The organism is Vogesella urethralis, assembly GCF_007644045.2.
Lineage (GTDB): Bacteria > Pseudomonadota > Gammaproteobacteria > Burkholderiales > Chromobacteriaceae > Vogesella > Vogesella urethralis.
In genome coordinates this window covers 181,009-199,739 of record NZ_VMDW02000099.1, presented here as the reverse complement: position 1 = coordinate 199,739, position 18,731 = coordinate 181,009, and the positions used below count along the sequence as shown (strand labels likewise).

Genomic DNA, 18,731 nt, shown 5'->3' with positions numbered 1-18,731 from the left:
TTTTATTTCTGGGAGAGAAAACCATGTCCATCCGCATCGCAATCAACGGTTACGGCCGTATCGGCCGTCAGGCTTTGCGTTCCATCTACGAATACAACCTGCGTGGCGATTTCGAGATCGTTGCCGTCAACGCCTCCGGCGACCTGGCCACCAACGCGCACCTGACCAAGTTCGATACCGTGCACGGCCGTTTTGCTGCCGATGTCAGCCACGATGAAGAAGCCCTGATCGTTAACGGCGACCGCATCCCGTTCTTCAGCACCCGCAACCCGGCCGAACTGCCGTGGGCGGCACTGAACGTAGACCTGGTACTGGAATGCACCGGCTCGTTCACCACCAAGGAAAAGTGCCAGCTGCACCTGGACGCCGGCGCCAAGAAAGTGCTGATTTCCGCTCCGGGCGGTGACGACGTGGACGCCACCATCGTGTACGGCGTGAACCACGACATCCTGACTGCCGACATGACCGTCGTATCCAACGCGTCCTGCACCACCAACTGTCTGGCCCCGGTAGCCAAGGCCCTGCACGACGCCATCGGCATCAAAAAAGGCCTGATGACCACCATCCACGCCTTCACCAACGACCAGGTGCTGACCGACGTGCGTCACAAAGACCTGCGCCGCGCCCGCTCCGCTACCGACAACATGATTCCCACCAAGACCGGCGCTGCCAAAGCGGTGGGCCTGGTGCTGCCGGAACTGAAAGGCAAGCTGGACGGCTTTGCGGTACGCGTGCCGACCATCAACGTTTCGCTGGTGGACCTCACCTTCACCGCTAGCCGCGACACCACCAAAGACGAAGTTAACGAGATCGTCAAAAAGGCGTCCGAAGGCAGCATGAAGGGCACCCTGGGTTACAACACCCTGCCGCTGGTTTCTAGCGACTTCAACCACACCACCGAAGGCTCCTTCTTCGACGCCACCCTCACCAAGGTCACCGGCGGCAATATGGTGAAAGTGCTGGCCTGGTACGACAACGAGTGGGGCTTCTGCCAGCAGATGCTGAAAACCGCTCGCGCGATGTTCGCCGCCAAGTAAGCAAGCCCTGCGGCCAACCTGCAAGGTTGGCCGCACGCTGCTTGCCGGGCAGCGCCACCGGCCACCGCCGCACAGGCGAGTGGCATAATGGCGGCAATGCCCACGGCGTGCAGGCCCGCTCCACCGGGCCTGGCAACACAACACAGCCTGGCGCCACACGGCGACCGGGCGGCCCTGCACACAAGCAAGCAGCCTGTTTCATTACTTGTTTTCCAAAAGGCCACAACCATGCAATTCAAGAAACTGACCGACCTCGCGCTGTCCGGTAAACGCGTGCTGATCCGCGTGGACATGAACGTGCCGGTAAAAAATGGCGTCATCGGTGACGACACCCGCATCCGCGCCAGCCTGCCGTCCATCCTGCACTGCCTGGAAGCCGGTGCCAGCGTGATCCTGATGACCCACCTGGGCCGCCCCACCGAAGGCGAGCCGAAGCCGGAAGACAGCCTGGCGCCGGTAGCTGCCCGCCTGTCCGAACTGCTGGGCAAAACCGTGACCGTCACCGACACTTGGCAAGCCGGCCTCAGCCTGGCCGCAGGTGATGTGGTGATGCTGGAAAACGTGCGCCTGAACAAGGGCGAGAAAAAGAACAACGCCGAGCTGGGCCAGGCTTACGCCAGCCTGTGCGACGTGTTCGTCAACGACGCGTTCGGTACCGCCCACCGCGCCGAAGCCTCTACCCACGCCGTGGCACAATACGCGCCGGTAGCCTGCGCCGGCATCCTGCTGGCTGCCGAACTGGACGCGCTGGGCAAAGCGCTGCTGGCCCCGGCCCGCCCGCTGGTGGCCATCGTGGCCGGCTCCAAGGTCTCCACCAAGCTCACCATTCTGGAAAGCCTGGCCGACAAAGTAGACCAGCTGATCGTGGGCGGCGGCATCGCCAACACCTTCCTGCTGGCTGAAGGCCACGCCATCGGCAAATCGCTGGCCGAAGCCGACCTGGTAGACGACGCCAAACGCGTGGTCGCCAAAATCCGCGCCCGTGGCGGCGACGTGCCGCTGCCGAGCGACGTGGTATGTGCCACCGAATTTGCCGAAAGCGCCACCGCTACCCTGAAAGCGGTCGCTGACGTCGGTGCCGACGACATGATCCTGGATATCGGCCCGGACTCCGCCCAGGCACTGGCCGCCATCGTGGCCAAGGCCGGCACCGTGGTGTGGAACGGCCCGGTAGGCGTGTTCGAGTTTGCCCAGTTTGCCGAAGGCACCCGCGTATTGGGCCAGGCCATCGCAGACGCCGAAGGCTTCTCCATCGCCGGCGGCGGCGACACCTTGGCCGCCATCGCCAAGTACGAGCTGACCGACAAGATCAGCTACATCTCCACCGGCGGCGGCGCGTTCCTGGAATTCCTGGAAGGCAAAACCCTGCCGGCGGTCGCCATCCTGGGCGAACGCGCCTGATAGCGCGGCGGGGCGCTACCGCGCCCCGTTGAAACTTGCCGGGTACAGGCGCTGCGCCTAGACTCGGCTTGTCACCTGCAAGGAGGTCGCCATGGCCATGCAAACCTGGCTGTTGTTCGTGGTAACGGTGTTTTTCGTGTCCGCTACGCCGGGCCCCAATATGCTGCTGGCGATGAGCCACGGCATCCGCTTTGGCCTGACGGGGGCGCTGCCCACGCTGGCCGGACTGCTGGTGGCGCTGGCGCTGATCATGGCCGGGTCCGTCGCCGGGCTGGGCGCCGTACTGGCCACCTCCGAGCTGCTGTTCTCTATCGTCAAGTACGCCGGTGCGGCGTACCTGGTGTGGCTGGGCTACCAGGCTTGGCGCGCGCCGGTGGCAGAGCAGGGCAGTAACGACGACGCCGTGGTGGCTGGAGAGAGCAGCCGCGGCCAACGTTTTCGTACCGGCTTTCTGGTGGCGATGAGCAACCCGAAGGCTTTTGTGTTTTTTACCGCGTTGTTTCCGCAGTTCATGCGTGCCGACGTACCGCAGTTGCCGCAACTGGTGGCGCTGTCTGCCACTTTCTTCGTGATCGAAGTGAGCTGGCAGTTGGTTTACGCCTTCGGCGGGGCGCGCCTGAAACACTGGCTGACCAGCCCGCGCCGGCTGCGCCTGATGAACCGCTTTGCCGGCGGCTCTTTCATGGCGGCAGGCGTGGCACTGAGCACGGTCAGCCGCGCGTAACCCCCCGGCCTGGCCGGGGCACGATTTTTCATGGCCTGCCACAAGCAGGCCATCCCACAATACTGGAGATATCAACCATGGCACTCGTTTCGATGCGTCAACTGCTGGACCACGCAGCAGAATTCAGCTACGGCCTGCCGGCCTTCAACGTGAACAACCTGGAGCAGATGCGCGCCATCATGGAAGCGGCCGACAAGGTTGACGCCCCGGTGATCGTGCAAGCATCGGCCGGTGCCCGCAAATACGCTGGCGCACCGTTCCTGCGTCACCTGATCCTGGCGGCGGTAGAAGAGTTTCCGCATATCCCGGTGGTAATGCACCAAGACCACGGCACCAGCCCGGACGTGTGCCAGCGCTCCATCCAGCTGGGCTTCAGCTCGGTGATGATGGACGGCTCGCTGAAATCCGATGGCAAGACCCCGGCCGACTACGCCTACAACGTGGACGTCACCCGTACCGTGGTGAACTTTGCCCACGCCTGCGGCGTATCGGTAGAAGGCGAAATCGGTTGCCTGGGTAGCCTGGAAACCGGCATGGCCGGCGAAGAAGACGGCGTGGGCGCCGAAGGCGTGCTGGACCACAGCCAACTGCTGACCGATCCGGAAGAAGCCGCCCAGTTCGTGAAAGACACCGGCGTGGACGCGCTGGCCATCGCCATCGGCACCAGCCACGGCGCCTACAAGTTCACCAAAAAACCCACCGGTGACGTACTGCGCATCGACCGCATCAAGGAAATCCACGCTCGCATTCCCAACACCCACCTGGTGATGCACGGTTCGTCCAGCGTGCCGCAAGAGTGGCTGGCCATCATCAACGAATTCGGCGGCGACCTGGGTGAAACCTACGGCGTGCCGGTGGAAGAGATCGTGGAAGGCATCAAGCACGGCGTACGCAAGGTGAACATCGACACCGACCTGCGTCTGGCCTCTACCGGTGCCATCCGCCGCTTCATGGCGCAGCACCCGAAAGAGTTCGACCCGCGCAAATACCTGGCCGCCAGCACCGTGGCCATGCGCGACATCGTGATCGCCCGCTACGAAGCCTTCGGCGCTGCCGGCATGGCCAGCAAGATCAAGCCGGTAAGCCTGGACAAGATGGCCAACCTGTATCTGCAAGGCCAGCTGGCCCAGATCGTGAAGTAAACCTGCACGGCAGCCGCTAGCGGCTGCCTGCTGCACCGGGCTGCCTGCGGGCGGCCTTTTTCGTATCCGACACCACAAGGAGCAACCATGGCTCTGAGCGACCTGTTCAGCCCGCTGGAGTGGGTTTTCGTCATCATCCTGGGGCTGGTACCGCTGGCCGGCATCGTGCTACATCTATGGATTATGCTGCTGCGCCCGACAAAGGGCGAGACCGAACAGACAGACCGCCAGTCCTAACCACCATCACCTTTGCCGGCTGCCAAACAAGCAGTTAGCATGGGCCATCCCTTCAAGCCAAGGAGTAGCGCGATGAGCATGGATGTAATCGATTACGAAGTGTTTGGTGACGACATGCAGTACGTCGAGGTGGAACTGGACCCGGGCGAAGCCGCCGTAGGCGAGGCAGGTGCGCTGTACTACATGGAAGACGGCATCAGCATGGATACCGTGTTCGGTGACGGCTCGGCCAGCGAAAGCGGCCTGTTCGGCAAGCTGCTGGGCGCCGGTAAACGGCTGGTCACCGGCGAATCGCTTTTTACTACCGTGTACCAGAACCAGGGCAATGGCAAACGCAAGGTGGCCTTTGCGGCCAGCTATCCCGGTAAAATCGTGCCGGTGCACCTGAAGGAACTGGGCGGCGTGCTGCACGCGCAAAAAGACAGCTTTCTGGCCGGCGCCAAAGGCGTAAGCCTGGGGCTGGCACTGCAGAAAAAGATCGGCACCGGCCTGTTTGGCGGCGAAGGCTTCATCATGCAAAAGCTGGAAGGCGACGGCTATGTCTTCCTGCACGCCGGTGGCACACTGACCTGCCGCCAGTTGCACCCGGGCGAAGTGCTACGCGTCGATACCGGCTGCGTGGTGGCGTTCCAACCAAGCGTGGATTTTGATATCGAATACGTCGGCAAGCTCAAGAGCGCGCTGTTTGGCGGCGAGGGCGTGTTCTTTGCCCGCCTGACCGGGCCAGGCAAGGTATGGCTGCAGTCACTGCCGCTGTCGCGGCTGGCAGACCGCATCGTGGCCGCCAGCCCGCGTGCAGGCGGCAGCAGCAGCGAACAGGGCTCGCTGCTGGGCGGTCTGGGCAAGCTGATGGACGGCAAGGACTAAGCCACGTATCGGCATGGCGGCCAACGTTGGCCGCAGGCAAACAAAAACCCCCGCTGTCCGGCGGGGGTTTTGCATGCTGTCGGGCCAGCTTACTTGCCAGCGCTGCCTTGCTTCAGGCGACGGGCGCTCACCGCGTCGGCCAGCGTGGCCAGCAGCTTTTCGGTATCGTCCCAGCCGATGCAGGCGTCGGTAATGCTCTGGCCGTAGGTCAGCTCGCAGCCCGGTTTCAGGTCCTGACGGCCTTCTACCAGGTGGCTTTCCACCATCACGCCAAAAATGTGGGTATCGCCGGCGGCCAGTTGCTGCGCCACGTCGTCGCACACTTCCATCTGGCGACGGTAATCCTTGCGACTGTTGGCGTGGCTGAAATCCACCATCAGCTTTTGCGCCAGGCCGACGGCAGCCAGTTCGGCGGCGGCAGCCTGCACGAAGCGGGCTTCGTAGTTGGGTTCCTTGCCACCACGCAGGATCACGTGACAGTCCGGGTTACCACCGGTTTCCACGATGGCGGAATGGCCGGTTTTGGTCACCGACAGGAAATGGTGCGACACGCTGGCCGAACGGATGGCGTCCACCGCGATCTTCAGGTTGCCGTCGGTACCGTTCTTGAAGCCCACCGGGCAGGACAGGCCGGACGCCAGCTCGCGGTGCACCTGCGACTCAGTGGTACGCGCGCCGATGGCACCCCAGCTGATCAGGTCGGCCAGGTATTGCGGTGTGATCATGTCCAGGAATTCGGTGGCAGCCGGCATGCCCATGCTGTTCAGGTTCAGCAGCAGGCGACGGCCCAGGCGCAGACCGGTGTTGATGTCGAAGGTTTCGTTCAGGTGCGGGTCGTTGATCAGACCCTTCCAGCCTACGGTGGTGCGCGGCTTTTCGAAGTACACGCGCATCACCACCAGCAGTTCGCCGGCGTACTTTTCGCGCAACGGCAACAGGCGGCGGGCGTATTCTTCGGCGGCTGCCGGGTCGTGAATGGAACAGGGGCCGATCACCACCAGCAGGCGGTCGTCTTCGGCACGCAGCAGGCGGCCGATGTCACGGCGGGTGTGGTAAATGAGTTCGGCGGCCGGTTCATTGATCGGCAGCTCGTACAGGTGGGCGATCGGGGGAAGCAGTTCCTTGATGCCACGGATTCTGACGTCGTCGGTCTGGCGATGCATTGCTTTGTCCTTGGGGCTTTATCTGTTTGTTTGCACAGCAACATTAACCCGAGTCACTGCGCGCTGCCAAGCCTTGCGTGCAAAACAAAAGGCACCCCGCAGGGTGCCTCGTGCTCGCCTTGCTATCGCAGACTCAGTCCGCGTACTGACGCTTCATGCGCTCACGACGTTCTTGCGCTTCTACCGACAGCGAGGCAGTCGGACGGGCCAGCAGGCGCTTCAGGCCGATCGGCTCGCCGGTGTCTTCGCAGTAACCGTAGTTGCCTTCCTCAATCAGGCGCAGGGTGGACTGGATTTTCTGCAGCAGCTTGCGTTCGCGGTCGCGGGTGCGCAGCTCCAGCGCGTACTCTTCTTCCAGCGTGGCGCGGTCGGCCGGATCCGGCGTGGCTTCCTGCTCTTGCAGGTGGCTGGCCGTGGCGTTGGCGTTGCTCAGCAGCTCCTGCTGCATCTGCAACAAGCGCTCCTTGAAGAACTCAAGGTGGTCGGCGTTCATGTAATCGTCGCCGGACCAGTTGATGATGTCTTGTTCAGTCAGCTTGGCCATGGTGATGTGTTCCAACAAGGTAGTGTGGCAGACAGGCGAGAGAGATTACCGACGGCATAAGGAAAGTGCAACAGCCGTACAGGAACAAAACGGGATTTATGTTTGTATATAGCGCTCGCCGACACAGATCACAAGCTGCACCGCAGCAATCTGCCATTGATTCGATGCAAAAACAAAAAAGCGGCCCGCAGGCCGCCTATAGATGCAGGTCGCTTACTTCTGCGACAGCACCCACTTTACCAGCGTCTTCAGATCGGCATCGCTGACCTGCGGGTTCGGCGGCATCGGCACGGCACCCCAGACACCGGCGCCACCCGCTTTCACCTTGGCGATCAGCTTGGCTTCAGCGGTTTTGTCGCCGGCGTATTTCTTGGCTACATCTTTGTAGGCCGGGCCCACCACTTTCTTGTCTACGGCGTGACAGGCGGTGCAGTTGTTCTTCTGCGCCAGTTGCAGGTTGGCAAACGCCGGGGCAGCCAGTGCACTGAGGGCCAGCGCGGCAAACAGCATTTTCTTCATTGCAGGTTTCTCCAGAGAAATGACGCCGCATGGGCTGCGGCGAACAGGATAGTTAAATACTGGCTCTTTCAGACCGCCATCTTGAGTTGCATCAAGAACAGCTGTTCCAGTACCCGCAGCAGTAGCATCTGCAACACCTGGATGATCAGCAGCACGATCAGCGGCGACAGGTCCACACCGCCCACGTTGGCCGCACGAAACGGCTTCAGGTAGGGGCGGGTGAGCGCATCCAGGATCGGGCTGATGGCATTGTAGGGGCTCACCCAGCTGAGGATGGCCTGCACGATGATGGCGCCGGACAGCAGGTTGAGCGACTGGCGGAACAGCTCCAGCAGCGACAGCAGTACCAGACCCAGCCAGGTCTGCGGGTGGGCAAAGTCGTAGGGCATTACGCTGATGGCGACCGACAACGAGGTCACCAGCAAGGTCACCAAGAAAGCCGCCAGTAGCGACGCGCTATCGTAACCGTGCCAGGCCGGCACCACGCGACGCAGGCGCAGCACGGCAAAGTTGGTGACGGCCATCACGAACTGCGTGAGCGGATGCTTGTGCGGTGCCCTGGCCAGTTGCAGGTAAAAGCGCATCAGCAACACCAGCGACAACAGCCCGCCGACGGTTTGCAGCAGAAATTGCAGGGTCTCGAGCAGCATGTCAGTCCTTGGAAAGTTCTATACCCAGTTCCACCGAGCGGTCGCGGCAGTCCGTCATGCCGGCCACAATGGCCGGCTTCACGCCGTCGGCCTCAAAACGGAAGATGGCGCGTTCGGTGGTGCCGCCCTTGCTCATCACGTTCTGGCGCAGGGTGGCCACCGGCAGCGGGCTCTGGCGGGCCAGCTCCACGGCGCCGTCAAAGGTTGCCAGCACCAGACGGCGGGCTTCTTCCTCGCCGAAGCCGGCTTTCACCGCACCCTCGATCATGCTCTCGATGAAGTAGAACACGTAGGCCGGGCCACTGCCGGAAACGCTGGTAATGTCGTCGATACCGCTTTCTGCGGCCAACCAGGTGGTGGCCCCCACCGCGGCCATGATGGCGGTGGCGTGCTCGCGGTCGCTTGCCGCCACGTTGGCCGCCGCGTACAGACCGGAGACACCCTTGCCGACCATGGCCGGGGTATTCGGCATCACGCGGATGATACGGTCGCTGCCCAGCCAGCGCGTCATGGCCGCAATGCCGATGCCGGCGGCGATGGAGATCACCAGCGCGCCCCCCAGTACCGGCGCCAGACTCTGGCATACCTCGCGCAATACCTGCGGCTTGACCGCCAGCACGATAATGTCGTCAGCCGTGAATGCCGCCGGCAGGGCCGCCAGCGCCGTCACATTGAAGTCGGCGACCAGTTGCTGGCGCTTTTCCGCCCCCGGCTCCACCACCTGGATGTGGTGCTCGTCGCCGGCCAACCCGCCGATGATGGCCGTGGCCATATTGCCGCCACCGATGAAGGTAATGTTCATGCTTCTCTCTTTGCAGATTGTATACAGCACACGCTGCAGAACGATGTTAGCTCAAGCCGGATAGTGGCGGGCACCGAAGATGGCCGTACCCACCCGCACCAGGGTGCTACCGGCGGCAATGGCCTGCGCCATATCGGCCGACATGCCCATCGACAGGGTATCCAATACCAGCCCCTGCGCCGCCATCTGCTGTTGCAGCTGGCGCAAGACACCAAAGCGGGCTGCCAGCGTGGCCGCGTCCTGCGTCGGCTCGGGAATGCACATCAGGCCGCGCAGCTGCAAGCCGGGCAGGGCCGCCACCGCCTGCAACAGGGCCGGCGCATCGGCCGGGCTGCAACCGCTCTTGCTGTCTTCGCCCGATACATTCACCTGCACGCACACCTGCAACGGCGGCAAATGGGCGGGGCGCTGCGCCGACAGCCGCTCGGCGATTTTCAGCCGGTCGATGGCGTGCACCCAGTGTGCGGTTTCTGCCACGATGCGGGTTTTGTTGGATTGCAGCGGCCCGATGAAGTGCCATTCGATTGCCAGGTCAGCCAGCTCGGCCGCCTTGGCCTGCAGCTCCTGGACGTAGTTTTCGCCAAAGGCGCGCTGGCCGGCGGCGTATACCTCACGCACGGCCTCGGCCGGAAAGGTCTTGCTCACCGCCAGAAGCTGGACGGTGGCGGCGTCGCGGCCGGCGGCGTGGGCGGCCTCGGCCAGTTGCGTCTGCACCCGGTGCAGGGCTAGAGTCAGTTGGGACATGATTTGCGTGTATCCGGCATCGCCACCCTGCGGCCTGACGCCGTGGGCAGCAGCTATGGGTGGGAGTACAATCCGCCCGGCATAGCACACGGACGCGGCACACCACCCGGAGAAATATATGGAAATATCTGACCTTCTGGCCTTTACGGTCAAGAACAAAGCCTCTGACCTGCATTTGTCGGCCGGTTTGCCGCCGATGATACGCGTGCATGGCGATATCCGCCGCATCAACCTGCCGCCGCTGGCACATCACGATGTGCACGACATGGTGTACGACATCATGAATGACTACCAGCGCAAGATCTTCGAAGACACTTTCGAGGCCGACTTCTCGTTCGAGGTGCCGGGCGTGGCACGTTTCCGGGTGAACGTGTTCGTGCAAAACCGTGGTATCGGTGCCGTGTTCCGCGTCATTCCGTCACGCGTACTGACCCTGGAAGACCTGGGTGCACCGCGCATTTTCAAGGATATTTCCGACTATCCGCGCGGCATCGTGCTGGTGACCGGCCCCACTGGCTCGGGTAAATCCACCACGCTAGCGGCGATGATCGACTACATCAATACCAACCACTACTCGCACATCCTGACCGTAGAAGACCCGATCGAGTTTGTGCACGAAAGCAAGAAATCACTGGTGAACCAGCGTGAGCTGGGCTCGCAGACGCGCAGCTTTTCGGCGGCACTACGCAGTGCGCTGCGTGAAGACCCGGACGTGATCCTGGTCGGCGAGATGCGAGACCTGGAAACCATCCGCCTGGCACTGTCGGCGGCAGAAACCGGCCACCTGGTATTTGGCACCCTGCACACCAGCAGCGCGGCCAAGACCATCGACCGTATCGTCGACGTGTTCCCCGCCGGCGAAAAGGAAATGGTGCGCTCCATGCTGTCGGAAAGCCTGCGCGCGGTGATCTCGCAGAGCCTGCTCAAAACCAAGGACGAAAGCGGCCGTATTGCGGCGCACGAGATCATGATCGGCACCCCGGCCATCCGCAACCTGATCCGCGAAAACAAGATCGCGCAGATCAATTCCATGATCCAGACCGGCCAGCAACACGGCATGCAGACGCTGGACCAGTGCCTGCAAGAACTGGTGCGCCACGGCCATGTATCGGTGCAGGAGGCGCGCACCAAGGCCAGCAACAAGGACGCATTCTGAGCGGAGTAGGCAATGGAAAAAGACCAGGCATCGAGATTCATCCACGACTTGCTGAAGCACGCCATCAGCAAGAACGCGTCCGATATCTTCATCAGCGCCGACTTTCCACCGGCGATGAAGATCGACGGCAAGATCACCCCGGTCGCGCCGCAGCCGCTGACTGCGCAGCACACCAAGGAGCTGGTGCGCTCGGTCATGAACGACCGCCAGACCGAAGAGTTCGAAGCCACCCGTGAAGCCAACTTTGCCATCAGCCCGCCCGGCATTGGCCGCTTCCGCGTCAGCGCCTACGTACAACAGGGTAGCGCCGGCATGGTGCTGCGCAAGATCAACACCGAGATTCCTACCCTGGACGGGCTGGGCCTGCCCGACGTACTGAAGGACATCGCGCTGATCAAGCGCGGGCTGGTGATCTTCGTTGGCGGTACCGGCTCTGGTAAATCTACCTCGCTGGCGGCGCTGGTGGACTGGCGCAACAGCACCACGGCCGACCACATCATCACCATCGAAGACCCGATCGAGTACGTACACAACCACAAGAAGAGCATCATTACCCAGCGCGAGATCGGCGTGGATACCGAAAGCTGGGAAGTGGCGCTGAAGAACACGCTGCGCCAGGCACCGGACGTGATCCTGATGGGCGAGATCCGCGACCGCGAGTCAATGATGTACGGCCTGCAATTCGCCGAAACCGGCCACCTGTGCCTGGCCACACTGCACGCCAACAATGCCAACCAGGCGCTGGACCGCATCCTCAACTTCTTCCCGGAAGAACGCCACCAGCAGGTGTTGATGGACCTGTCGCTGAACATGCGCGCCATCATCTCGCAGCGGCTGGTACCGCTCAAAGGCAGCAAAGGGCGGACCGCCGCCGTGGAAATCCTGCTGAACAGCCCGCTGATCTCGGACATGATCTTCAAGGGTGAAATCAGCGGTATCAAAGAGGTGATGGGTCGCTCGCGCGAATCGGGCATGCAGACCTTCGACCAGGCCCTGTTCGATCTGTTTGAAGCCGGCAGCGTCAGCTACGAAGACGCGCTGCGCAATGCCGACTCCATTAACGACCTGCGCCTGCAGATCAAGCTGTACAGCGAGAAAGCCAAACAGCACAACCCGCTGGACGGGCTGGATCACCTCGATATCGTCTAGCCGCGGCCAAGCCGCTTGCTGAACGCAAAAAGCCGGCAACTGCCGGCTTTTTTAGTGTGCGCGTGCGGCCAACCTTCAGCCCAGAAAGTCGTCGCTCCAGGTTTCGCGCACCCAGGCCAGAGCGTCCAGCTGCAACTGGTTGTAACGCTCGGCGTCGATCTGGGGCAGCGGCGAGCTTTGCTCCTGGCACTCCGCCAGTTTTACCTGCGACAGCAGTTCGCCCAGCGTACCCTCGTGAGACAACAAGGCATGCTGCACCTGCTGGCTCAGCGCCAGGCCGGCCACCAGCTCGGCCATCGGGGTGGCCAACAGGCTATCGGCCAGCGACAGCACGCCGGTCATGAAAGCCTCGTCGGGGTCGATGTGGTAGTCGGCTGCCAGTAACTCCATCATGCGGCCACGCACCACCGCCATTTCCAGCAGCGGGCTGGGGCCTTGCGATGGCCGGCAGTCGGCCGCAAACAGGATGATCAGCGCCCAGCGCTTCAGCTTGGATGTCCCCAACGTGATGATGGCCTCACGGATGGAACCAACCGGCTGACGGTAAGACTCGGCGGCATTCACCAGCTTGAGCAGCCCCACCACCATATCGGGCGCAGCCTTGAACACCGCTTCCAGCTCGGTCACGTCGGCATCGCTCATCACCAGGCCCAGCAAGCGCAGCAACAGCGCGCGGTGCGGGTGGGCACGGTTATGGCTCATCACGGTGGGGCGGGCAAAGAAATAGCCCTGGAACAGGCCAATACCCAGCTGGCGGCACGCTTCGAATTGCTCGAAGGTATCGACTTTCTCGGCCAGCAGTTGGCCGCGAAACCCCGCCAGCCGCTGCAGCAGGCAAGGCAGATCCGCCAGGGCAATCTGTTGCAGATCGAACTTCAGGTAGTCCACCAGCGGCAGCAACTGGGCCATGGCGGGCGAGATGTCGCACACGTCGTCCAGGGCCAGCTGGAAACCGCGTGCCTTGAGCTGGGCGCAACGCTCGTACACCGACGGCGTCAGTTTTACGCTTTCCAGAATTTCCAGAATGATGATGTCAGGCGGCAGCAAATCCAGCACCGGGCTGAACAGCAGCTTCTCGCTGACATTCACGAACCCCGGACAACCCTCCAGTACCCGCGACAGGCCCAGGTCGATAAAGGCATGGCGGATGACCGACGCCGTTGCATTCACATCGTCCTGGAATAACGCACGGTTTTCCGGACCGGAGCGGAACAACAATTCGTAGGCTACGCGCTTTTGCTGGGCATCGACGATAGGCTGCCGCCCGAGATAAATCGTGGAATACATGGCTAGGATTCTGGAGTGAACGGAAAGATGGTAGCCCAAGCGCAGAGCGAACAGAACCCCGTAGAAATACTTTCTGCGCGCAAAATCTCGATAAAACAGCGGCCGTTTAGGCAGGCATTGGCATTCAATAAATATGCCACGCCTCCCGTCATTCCAAGCGTCTCACCCATACCAATAAAACACCAGCGCATACCGGCCATCCATAAAAAAGCCCTGCCAGACATGGCAGGGCGACAAGAGCAAAACGCGGTGTTTCATGTGAAACGCGGCCGGGCAACGACCCGGCCTGACCGGCTCAATGCTGCAGGATCTTGGACAAGAACTGCTTGGCACGCTCGGAGCGGGCGTCGATGTTGCCGAAGAACTCGTCCTTGCTGCAGTCTTCCACAATGCTGCCGCGGTCCATGAAGATGACGCGGTTGGCTACCTTGCGCGCAAAACCCATCTCGTGGGTCACGCACATCATGGTCATGCCTTCCTGGGCCAGCTCCACCATCACGTCCAGCACTTCGTTCACCATTTCCGGGTCCAGTGCCGAGGTCGGTTCGTCGAACAGCATGGCGATCGGGTCCATCGACAGCGCACGGGCAATAGCCACACGCTGCTGCTGACCGCCGGACAGTTGGCCAGGGAACTTGTGCGCGTGCGCTTTCAGGCCGACACGGTCCAGGTAATGCAGACCCTTCTGCAGCGCCTCGTCCTTGCTGCGGCCCAGCACACGCTCCTGCGCGATGGTCAGGTTTTCGGTAATGGACAGGTGCGGGAACAGTTCGAAGTGCTGGAACACCATGCCCACGCGGCTACGCAGCTTGGGCAGGTCGGTCTTGGCATCCCCTACCGAGGTGCCGTCCACGATGATCTCGCCCTTCTGGAACGGTTCCAGCGCGTTGACGGTTTTGATCAGCGTGGATTTGCCGGAGCCGGACGGGCCGCACACCACCACCACTTCGCCTTTTTTCACGTCGGTCGTGCAGTCGGTAAGCACCTGAAAGTCGCCGTACCATTTGCTGACGTTCTTGATGGAAATCATGCTCATACTGCCAACCTCTTTTGCAGACGCTTCACCAGGATGGAGGCGCCAAAACTGATTACAAAGTAAACCGCACCGGCAAAAATCAGGAACTCGTGCGGTTGACCCACGATATCACCCTTGGAGCGGGCGGCATTCAGGAAGTCCATCAGGCCTACGGCGTACACCAGCGAGGTATCCTGGAACAGGATGATGGACTGCTGCAGCAGCAGCGGCATCATCTTGCGGAAAGCCTGCGGCAGGATGATCAGGCGCATGGCCTGGCCGTAGTTCATGCCCAGCGCGTAGGCGGCGTTTTCCTGGCCCTTGGAAATGGACTGGATACCGGCGCGCACGATCTCGCAGTAGTAGGCGGCCTCGAACATCATGAAGGCGACCAGGCAAGAGGTGAAAGCGCCGACCGACACAAAGGTACCGGTAATCCAGTTCAGCAGCATCGGCACCGCCAGGTAGAACCAGGTGATCACCAGCAGCAGCGGGATGGAACGGAAGTAGTTGACGTAGGCCTTGGCAAAACCGGACAGCACCGGGTTGCTGGACAAGCGCAGCAGCGCCAGCACGGTACCCAGCGCCACGCCCCCCACCACCGACAGCGCCAGCAGCTTCAGCGTCATCAGCATGCCGTCCATCAGGCCCGGCATCGAAGGAATAATCTGGCTGAAATCCATTATTTGGCTCCTCCCATCATGCCGGGAATGCGCACTTTCTTCTCTACCCAGCTCATGAACGTCATCAGGCTCATGTTCAGCACGAAGTAGATCAGGGTGGCCAGGGTAAACGCCTCAAACATGTTGGCGGTAAATTCGGCGGTCTGCTTGGTTTGCGCCAGCAGCTCCATCAGGCCGATCAGCGACGCCACCGACGAGTTCTTGAAAATGTTCAGGAATTCGCTGGTCAGCGGAGGAATGATGACGCGGAAAGCCTGCGGCAACAGTACGTGACGGTACATCTGCGGCAGGGTAAAGCCCACCGCCAGCGCGGCAGCGCTCTGGCCTTTGGGCAGCGCCTGGATACCGGTGCGCACCTGTTCGCAGACACGGGCCGCGGTAAACAGGCCCAGACATACCACCACCGAGATATAGGCGGACGTCGCCGGGTTCAGCTCCTGCTTGAACCACACCTGCGCCGACTCGGGCAGGAAATCGGGCACCATGAAGTACCAGATGAACAGCTGCACCAGCAGCGGCACGTTACGGAACAGCTCGACATAGGCGGTGGCAATGCCGGACAGCGCCTTGTTGGGCAGGGTGCGCATCACACCCAGCACGCTACCGACGATCAGCGCAAAAATCCACGCCACCAGGGCCACGGCAATGGTCCAGCCCAGGCCGGACACGAACCAGTCGAGATAGATCTCGCTGCCGATACCGGTGGACTTGAAGAACACGTTCCAGTCCCAGTTGTAATTCATACACTTCTCCAAAGAAAAAGGGGCGCAAGCCGCGCCCCTTCGCAAGCGGGTGGGGGCGTGTGCCCCCGGCCCGGTTACGTTGGCCGCAACCTGAACAGACCCGCTCGGGTGTTCATGCAGTAATTACATCTGTTCGGCAGACTTGTCGGTCGGCTTGGCAACCAGCTCCTTGAACTCGTCCGACATCGGGAAGTTCAGGTTCAGGCCTTTCGGCGGTACCGGGCTCATGAACCATTTGCTGTAGATCTTGTTGACTTCGCCGGACTTGTAGGTGGCCTTGATGGCGTCGTCTACCACTTTCTTGAAGGCCGGGTCGTCCTTGCGCATCATGCAGCCGTAGATTTCGAACGATTGCGGCTTGCCGGTGACTACCCAGTTGGCCGGGTTCTTGGCCTTGGCCATTTCGCCGTACAGCAGCGCGTCGTCCATCATGAAGGCCACGGCACGGCCGGACTCCAGCATCAGGAACGATTCGCCATGGTCTTTGGCGGAGATGATGTTCATGCCCATCTGCTTCTCGGCGTTCATCGCCTTCAGCAGGCGCTCGGAAGTGGTACCGGCGGTGGTCACCACGTTCTTGCCTTTCAGGTCCGGGAAGTCTTTGACGCCGGAGGTCTTGGCGGTCATCAGGCGGGTACCGATTTCAAAGATGCCTACCGAGAACGCTACCTGTTTCTGACGCTCCAGGTTGTTGGTGGTGGAACCACATTCCAGGTCCACGGTGCCGTTCTGTACCAGCGGAATACGGGTCTGGGACGTTACCAGGTTGTACTTCACTTGCAGGTTCGGCATTTTCAGCTGTTTTTTCACAGCTTCGACCACTTTCAGCTGCAGGTCGTGCGAGTAGCCGATCGGGTTCGGGCCATCAGCCAGGTAGGAGAACGGGATGGAGGCATCGCGGTGACCCAGCACGATCACACCGGATTCCTTGATCTTGTCCAGCGTGCCTTCGGCCATGGCCGGGGCAGCAAAGGCGGAAGCGATGACGGCAGTAGTCAGCAGACGGGTAGTAAAACGCATAAGTTTCTCCAGTTTCTCGAAGGATGTTGCTTTTTTATTCAGGCCGCGCCGACACCGGTGCGGCTTACTGCGGTTTTTAGTTCATCGGTGTCAGCAGCTGGCGCAGGAACTGCTTGGCGCGATCGTGCTGAGGGTTGGTGAAGAAGTGCTCCGGATGCGCTTCTTCGATTATCTGGCCGTGATCGACAAACACCACGCGGTCGGCCACTTCACGGGCAAAGCCCATTTCGTGGGTGACCACCATCATGGTCATGCCGGACTCGGCCAAATCCTTCATTACCTTCAGCACTTCACCGATCATTTCCGGGTCCAGAGCCGAGGTAGGTTCGTCAAACAGCATCACGCGCGGTTCCATGGCCAGGCCGCGGGCAATGGCCACGCGCTGTTGCTGGCCGCCGGACAGCTGCGACGGGAAAGCGTCTTTCTTGTGCGCCAGACCCACCCGCTCCAGCAGCGCCACGGCCTGCTTTTCGGCCGCCGCCGGCGCCATGCCTTTTACCTTGATAGGCGACAGGGTGATATTGTCCAGCACCGACAGGTGAGGGTAGAGGTTGAAGTGCTGGAACACGAAGCCCACTTCGGCCCGCAGCGCGTTCAGATTGGTCTTGGGGTCGGCCACATTGACGCCGTCCACCCAGATTTCGCCTTCATTGATGCTTTCCAGCTGGTTCACGGTGCGGATCAGCGTGGACTTACCCGAGCCGGACGGCCCGCACACCACCACGACCTCGCCCTGCTGTACCTGCAGGTTGATGCCGTTCAGGACATGCAGGTCCTTGAACCATTTGTGCACATTGTTGAAACGAATCATGGTTTCTCTCTTTTCCCACCAGTTAGCGTAAGCCTGGCAGCTGCCTGCGGCAGTCTTGTGTCAGGCCGGTATGTCCGGATTGTGTACAGCGGGCAGCGCACACTCAAGGCGCGCTGCAACATCGTTACCCGCGACGGGCGATCAGGTTGGCCAGCGCTACGTACTGCGCCACGCTCACATTTTCTGCTCGCCAGCCGGCATCGATACCGATGGATGCCAGTTCTTCGTCGCTGACCAGGCCCTTGAGGTTGTTGCGCAGCGTCTTGCGGCGCTGGGCAAACGCCTGGGAAACCACCTCTTCCAGCAGCACTTCGTTGTCGGCCACACCACAGCGGCCGGCATCCGGAATCATCCGTACCACCGCCGAGTCCACTTTCGGCGGCGGGTAGAACGCTCCCGGTGGTACCAGCAAGATCTGTTCCATGTCGAAACGGTACTGCAACATCACCGTCAGACGGCCGTAATCGGCGGTGGAGGGCTCGGCCACCATGCGGTCGATCACCTCTTTTTGCAGCATGAAATGCATGTCGATGACACGGTCACCGTAGCAGGCCAGATGGAACAGCAGCGGGGTAGAAATGTTGTACGGCAGGTTGCCAACCAGCTTGAAACGGCCATCGCACACGCTGCCGAAATCGAAGGCCAACGCGTCGCCTTCATGGATGGAAAGCCGTGCCGGGTCGAACCCGCCGCGCAGGCGGCTGATGATATCACGGTCGATTTCCACCACATGCAGATGGTCTAGACGCTGCAACAGCGGGCGTGTCAGCGCACCCAGACCCGGGCCGATCTCCACCACCACGTCGCTGCGGCTGGCGCCGACGGCATTGACGATGTCTTCGATGACACGCTGGTCCTGCAGGAAGTTCTGCCCGAAACGCTTACGCGGAATGTGTTTGCTCATGGCACGCTCAGTTCTTCAAAAAACGAAAGCCGCCCGCACCGCGCAGGGTGTGGCAGCTTGCAAAATCGGCTTGCCGGGGACGCTGCCTGCCGCCAGAGTCGGCGCAGCAAATCGCGTCGGCAAAACGCTATTG

General features: G+C 61.5%; 21 protein-coding genes. 8 read left to right on the top strand and 13 right to left on the bottom strand.

What is annotated here, in order from left to right; translation table 11 throughout:
- Positions 1-23: 23 nt before the first annotated feature.
- From gap to FLQ03_RS13605, 6 genes are all read left to right on the top strand, one after another.
- On the top strand, positions 24-1,037 hold the full coding sequence (gene gap / locus FLQ03_RS13625) for a type I glyceraldehyde-3-phosphate dehydrogenase (RefSeq protein WP_144370722.1): 1,014 nt from the start codon (positions 24-26) through the stop codon (positions 1,035-1,037).
- Between the two features lie 228 nt (positions 1,038-1,265).
- Positions 1,266-2,438 (top strand): phosphoglycerate kinase, encoded by a 1,173-nt coding sequence (locus FLQ03_RS13620; RefSeq protein WP_144370721.1) that lies wholly within the window; start codon positions 1,266-1,268, stop codon positions 2,436-2,438.
- Between the two features lie 91 nt (positions 2,439-2,529).
- Positions 2,530-3,162: a LysE family translocator gene (locus FLQ03_RS13615; protein WP_144370720.1), complete on the top strand. Its 633-nt coding sequence runs from the start codon at positions 2,530-2,532 to the stop codon at positions 3,160-3,162.
- A 77-nt stretch (positions 3,163-3,239) separates the two neighbouring features.
- Entirely contained in the window at positions 3,240-4,304 is a 1,065-nt protein-coding gene (gene fba, locus FLQ03_RS13610) for a class II fructose-bisphosphate aldolase (protein ID WP_144370719.1), read from the top strand.
- Positions 4,305-4,391: 87 nt separating this feature from the next.
- Positions 4,392-4,541, top strand: coding sequence for a hypothetical protein (locus tag FLQ03_RS19150; protein ID WP_170252409.1), 150 nt, complete (start codon positions 4,392-4,394; stop codon positions 4,539-4,541).
- Positions 4,542-4,613: 72 nt separating this feature from the next.
- On the top strand, positions 4,614-5,408 hold the full coding sequence (locus tag FLQ03_RS13605) for a TIGR00266 family protein (protein ID WP_144370718.1): 795 nt from the start codon (positions 4,614-4,616) through the stop codon (positions 5,406-5,408).
- Positions 5,409-5,497: 89 nt separating this feature from the next.
- Here the strand turns inward: FLQ03_RS13605 and aroG are convergent, their stop codons facing one another.
- From aroG to FLQ03_RS13575, 6 genes are all read right to left on the bottom strand, one after another.
- Complete coding sequence (gene aroG, locus FLQ03_RS13600) at positions 5,498-6,571, bottom strand: 3-deoxy-7-phosphoheptulonate synthase AroG (RefSeq protein ID WP_144370717.1); 1,074 nt, start codon at positions 6,569-6,571, stop codon at positions 5,498-5,500.
- A 133-nt stretch (positions 6,572-6,704) separates the two neighbouring features.
- Positions 6,705-7,115, bottom strand: coding sequence for an RNA polymerase-binding protein DksA (gene dksA, locus FLQ03_RS13595; RefSeq protein WP_144370716.1), 411 nt, complete (start codon positions 7,113-7,115; stop codon positions 6,705-6,707).
- A 213-nt stretch (positions 7,116-7,328) separates the two neighbouring features.
- Entirely contained in the window at positions 7,329-7,634 is a 306-nt protein-coding gene (locus FLQ03_RS13590) for a c-type cytochrome (RefSeq protein WP_144370715.1), read from the bottom strand.
- A 68-nt stretch (positions 7,635-7,702) separates the two neighbouring features.
- A complete protein-coding gene (locus FLQ03_RS13585; RefSeq protein ID WP_144370714.1) occupies positions 7,703-8,284 on the bottom strand; it encodes a YggT family protein in 582 nt (193 codons plus the stop codon).
- A 1-nt stretch (position 8,285) separates the two neighbouring features.
- The gene (gene proC, locus FLQ03_RS13580) at positions 8,286-9,086 is read right to left on the bottom strand and encodes a pyrroline-5-carboxylate reductase (RefSeq protein WP_144370713.1); all 801 of its coding nucleotides are present in this window, start codon (positions 9,084-9,086) and stop codon (positions 8,286-8,288) included.
- 51 nt (positions 9,087-9,137) lie between these two features.
- Positions 9,138-9,830 (bottom strand): YggS family pyridoxal phosphate-dependent enzyme, encoded by a 693-nt coding sequence (locus tag FLQ03_RS13575; protein WP_144370712.1) that lies wholly within the window; start codon positions 9,828-9,830, stop codon positions 9,138-9,140.
- Positions 9,831-9,948: 118 nt separating this feature from the next.
- Here FLQ03_RS13575 and FLQ03_RS13570 point away from each other — a divergent pair, with 118 nt between their 5' ends.
- Positions 9,949-10,986 (top strand): type IV pilus twitching motility protein PilT, encoded by a 1,038-nt coding sequence (locus FLQ03_RS13570; protein WP_144370711.1) that lies wholly within the window; start codon positions 9,949-9,951, stop codon positions 10,984-10,986.
- A gap of 12 nt (positions 10,987-10,998) precedes the next feature.
- On the top strand, positions 10,999-12,135 hold the full coding sequence (locus tag FLQ03_RS13565; RefSeq protein WP_144370710.1) for a PilT/PilU family type 4a pilus ATPase: 1,137 nt from the start codon (positions 10,999-11,001) through the stop codon (positions 12,133-12,135).
- Between the two features lie 75 nt (positions 12,136-12,210).
- Here FLQ03_RS13565 and FLQ03_RS13560 read toward each other — a convergent pair whose 3' ends face one another.
- The 7 genes from FLQ03_RS13560 to rsmA form a co-directional block, all read right to left on the bottom strand.
- Complete coding sequence (locus tag FLQ03_RS13560; RefSeq protein ID WP_144370709.1) at positions 12,211-13,422, bottom strand: EAL and HDOD domain-containing protein; 1,212 nt, start codon at positions 13,420-13,422, stop codon at positions 12,211-12,213.
- A gap of 295 nt (positions 13,423-13,717) precedes the next feature.
- Positions 13,718-14,452, bottom strand: coding sequence for an amino acid ABC transporter ATP-binding protein (locus FLQ03_RS13555; protein ID WP_144370854.1), 735 nt, complete (start codon positions 14,450-14,452; stop codon positions 13,718-13,720).
- Between the two features lie 2 nt (positions 14,453-14,454).
- Positions 14,455-15,120 (bottom strand): amino acid ABC transporter permease, encoded by a 666-nt coding sequence (locus FLQ03_RS13550; protein WP_144370708.1) that lies wholly within the window; start codon positions 15,118-15,120, stop codon positions 14,455-14,457.
- On the bottom strand, positions 15,120-15,863 hold the full coding sequence (locus FLQ03_RS13545) for an amino acid ABC transporter permease (protein WP_144370707.1): 744 nt from the start codon (positions 15,861-15,863) through the stop codon (positions 15,120-15,122). Before FLQ03_RS13545 ends, FLQ03_RS13550 begins: the two co-directional genes overlap by 1 nt.
- Positions 15,864-15,986: 123 nt before the next feature.
- Complete coding sequence (locus FLQ03_RS13540; protein ID WP_144370706.1) at positions 15,987-16,883, bottom strand: glutamate/aspartate ABC transporter substrate-binding protein; 897 nt, start codon at positions 16,881-16,883, stop codon at positions 15,987-15,989.
- 76 nt (positions 16,884-16,959) lie between these two features.
- On the bottom strand, positions 16,960-17,694 hold the full coding sequence (locus FLQ03_RS13535; RefSeq protein ID WP_144370705.1) for an amino acid ABC transporter ATP-binding protein: 735 nt from the start codon (positions 17,692-17,694) through the stop codon (positions 16,960-16,962).
- 124 nt (positions 17,695-17,818) lie between these two features.
- Positions 17,819-18,598 (bottom strand): 16S rRNA (adenine(1518)-N(6)/adenine(1519)-N(6))-dimethyltransferase RsmA, encoded by a 780-nt coding sequence (gene rsmA / locus FLQ03_RS13530; protein WP_144370704.1) that lies wholly within the window; start codon positions 18,596-18,598, stop codon positions 17,819-17,821.
- Between the last annotated feature and the right edge of the window lie 133 nt (positions 18,599-18,731).

Bases quoted from the DNA above. Each gene is read 5' to 3' on its own strand.
- gap (WP_144370722.1), top strand. From the start codon at position 24: ATGTCCATCCGCATCGCAATCAACGGTTACGGCCGTATCGGCCGTCAG.
- FLQ03_RS13620 (WP_144370721.1), top strand. From the start codon at position 1,266: ATGCAATTCAAGAAACTGACCGACCTCGCGCTGTCCGGTAAACGCGTG.
- FLQ03_RS13615 (WP_144370720.1), top strand. From the start codon at position 2,530: ATGGCCATGCAAACCTGGCTGTTGTTCGTGGTAACGGTGTTTTTCGTG.
- fba (WP_144370719.1), top strand. From the start codon at position 3,240: ATGGCACTCGTTTCGATGCGTCAACTGCTGGACCACGCAGCAGAATTC.
- FLQ03_RS19150 (WP_170252409.1), top strand. From the start codon at position 4,392: ATGGCTCTGAGCGACCTGTTCAGCCCGCTGGAGTGGGTTTTCGTCATC.
- FLQ03_RS13605 (WP_144370718.1), top strand. From the start codon at position 4,614: ATGAGCATGGATGTAATCGATTACGAAGTGTTTGGTGACGACATGCAG.
- aroG (WP_144370717.1), bottom strand. From the start codon at position 6,571: ATGCATCGCCAGACCGACGACGTCAGAATCCGTGGCATCAAGGAACTG.
- dksA (WP_144370716.1), bottom strand. From the start codon at position 7,115: ATGGCCAAGCTGACTGAACAAGACATCATCAACTGGTCCGGCGACGAT.
- FLQ03_RS13590 (WP_144370715.1), bottom strand. From the start codon at position 7,634: ATGAAGAAAATGCTGTTTGCCGCGCTGGCCCTCAGTGCACTGGCTGCC.
- FLQ03_RS13585 (WP_144370714.1), bottom strand. From the start codon at position 8,284: ATGCTGCTCGAGACCCTGCAATTTCTGCTGCAAACCGTCGGCGGGCTG.
- proC (WP_144370713.1), bottom strand. From the start codon at position 9,086: ATGAACATTACCTTCATCGGTGGCGGCAATATGGCCACGGCCATCATC.
- FLQ03_RS13575 (WP_144370712.1), bottom strand. From the start codon at position 9,830: ATGTCCCAACTGACTCTAGCCCTGCACCGGGTGCAGACGCAACTGGCC.
- FLQ03_RS13570 (WP_144370711.1), top strand. From the start codon at position 9,949: ATGGAAATATCTGACCTTCTGGCCTTTACGGTCAAGAACAAAGCCTCT.
- FLQ03_RS13565 (WP_144370710.1), top strand. From the start codon at position 10,999: ATGGAAAAAGACCAGGCATCGAGATTCATCCACGACTTGCTGAAGCAC.
- FLQ03_RS13560 (WP_144370709.1), bottom strand. From the start codon at position 13,422: ATGTATTCCACGATTTATCTCGGGCGGCAGCCTATCGTCGATGCCCAG.
- FLQ03_RS13555 (WP_144370854.1), bottom strand. From the start codon at position 14,452: ATGATTTCCATCAAGAACGTCAGCAAATGGTACGGCGACTTTCAGGTG.
- FLQ03_RS13550 (WP_144370708.1), bottom strand. From the start codon at position 15,120: ATGGATTTCAGCCAGATTATTCCTTCGATGCCGGGCCTGATGGACGGC.
- FLQ03_RS13545 (WP_144370707.1), bottom strand. From the start codon at position 15,863: ATGAATTACAACTGGGACTGGAACGTGTTCTTCAAGTCCACCGGTATC.
- FLQ03_RS13540 (WP_144370706.1), bottom strand. From the start codon at position 16,883: ATGCGTTTTACTACCCGTCTGCTGACTACTGCCGTCATCGCTTCCGCC.
- FLQ03_RS13535 (WP_144370705.1), bottom strand. From the start codon at position 17,694: ATGATTCGTTTCAACAATGTGCACAAATGGTTCAAGGACCTGCATGTC.
- rsmA (WP_144370704.1), bottom strand. From the start codon at position 18,598: ATGAGCAAACACATTCCGCGTAAGCGTTTCGGGCAGAACTTCCTGCAG.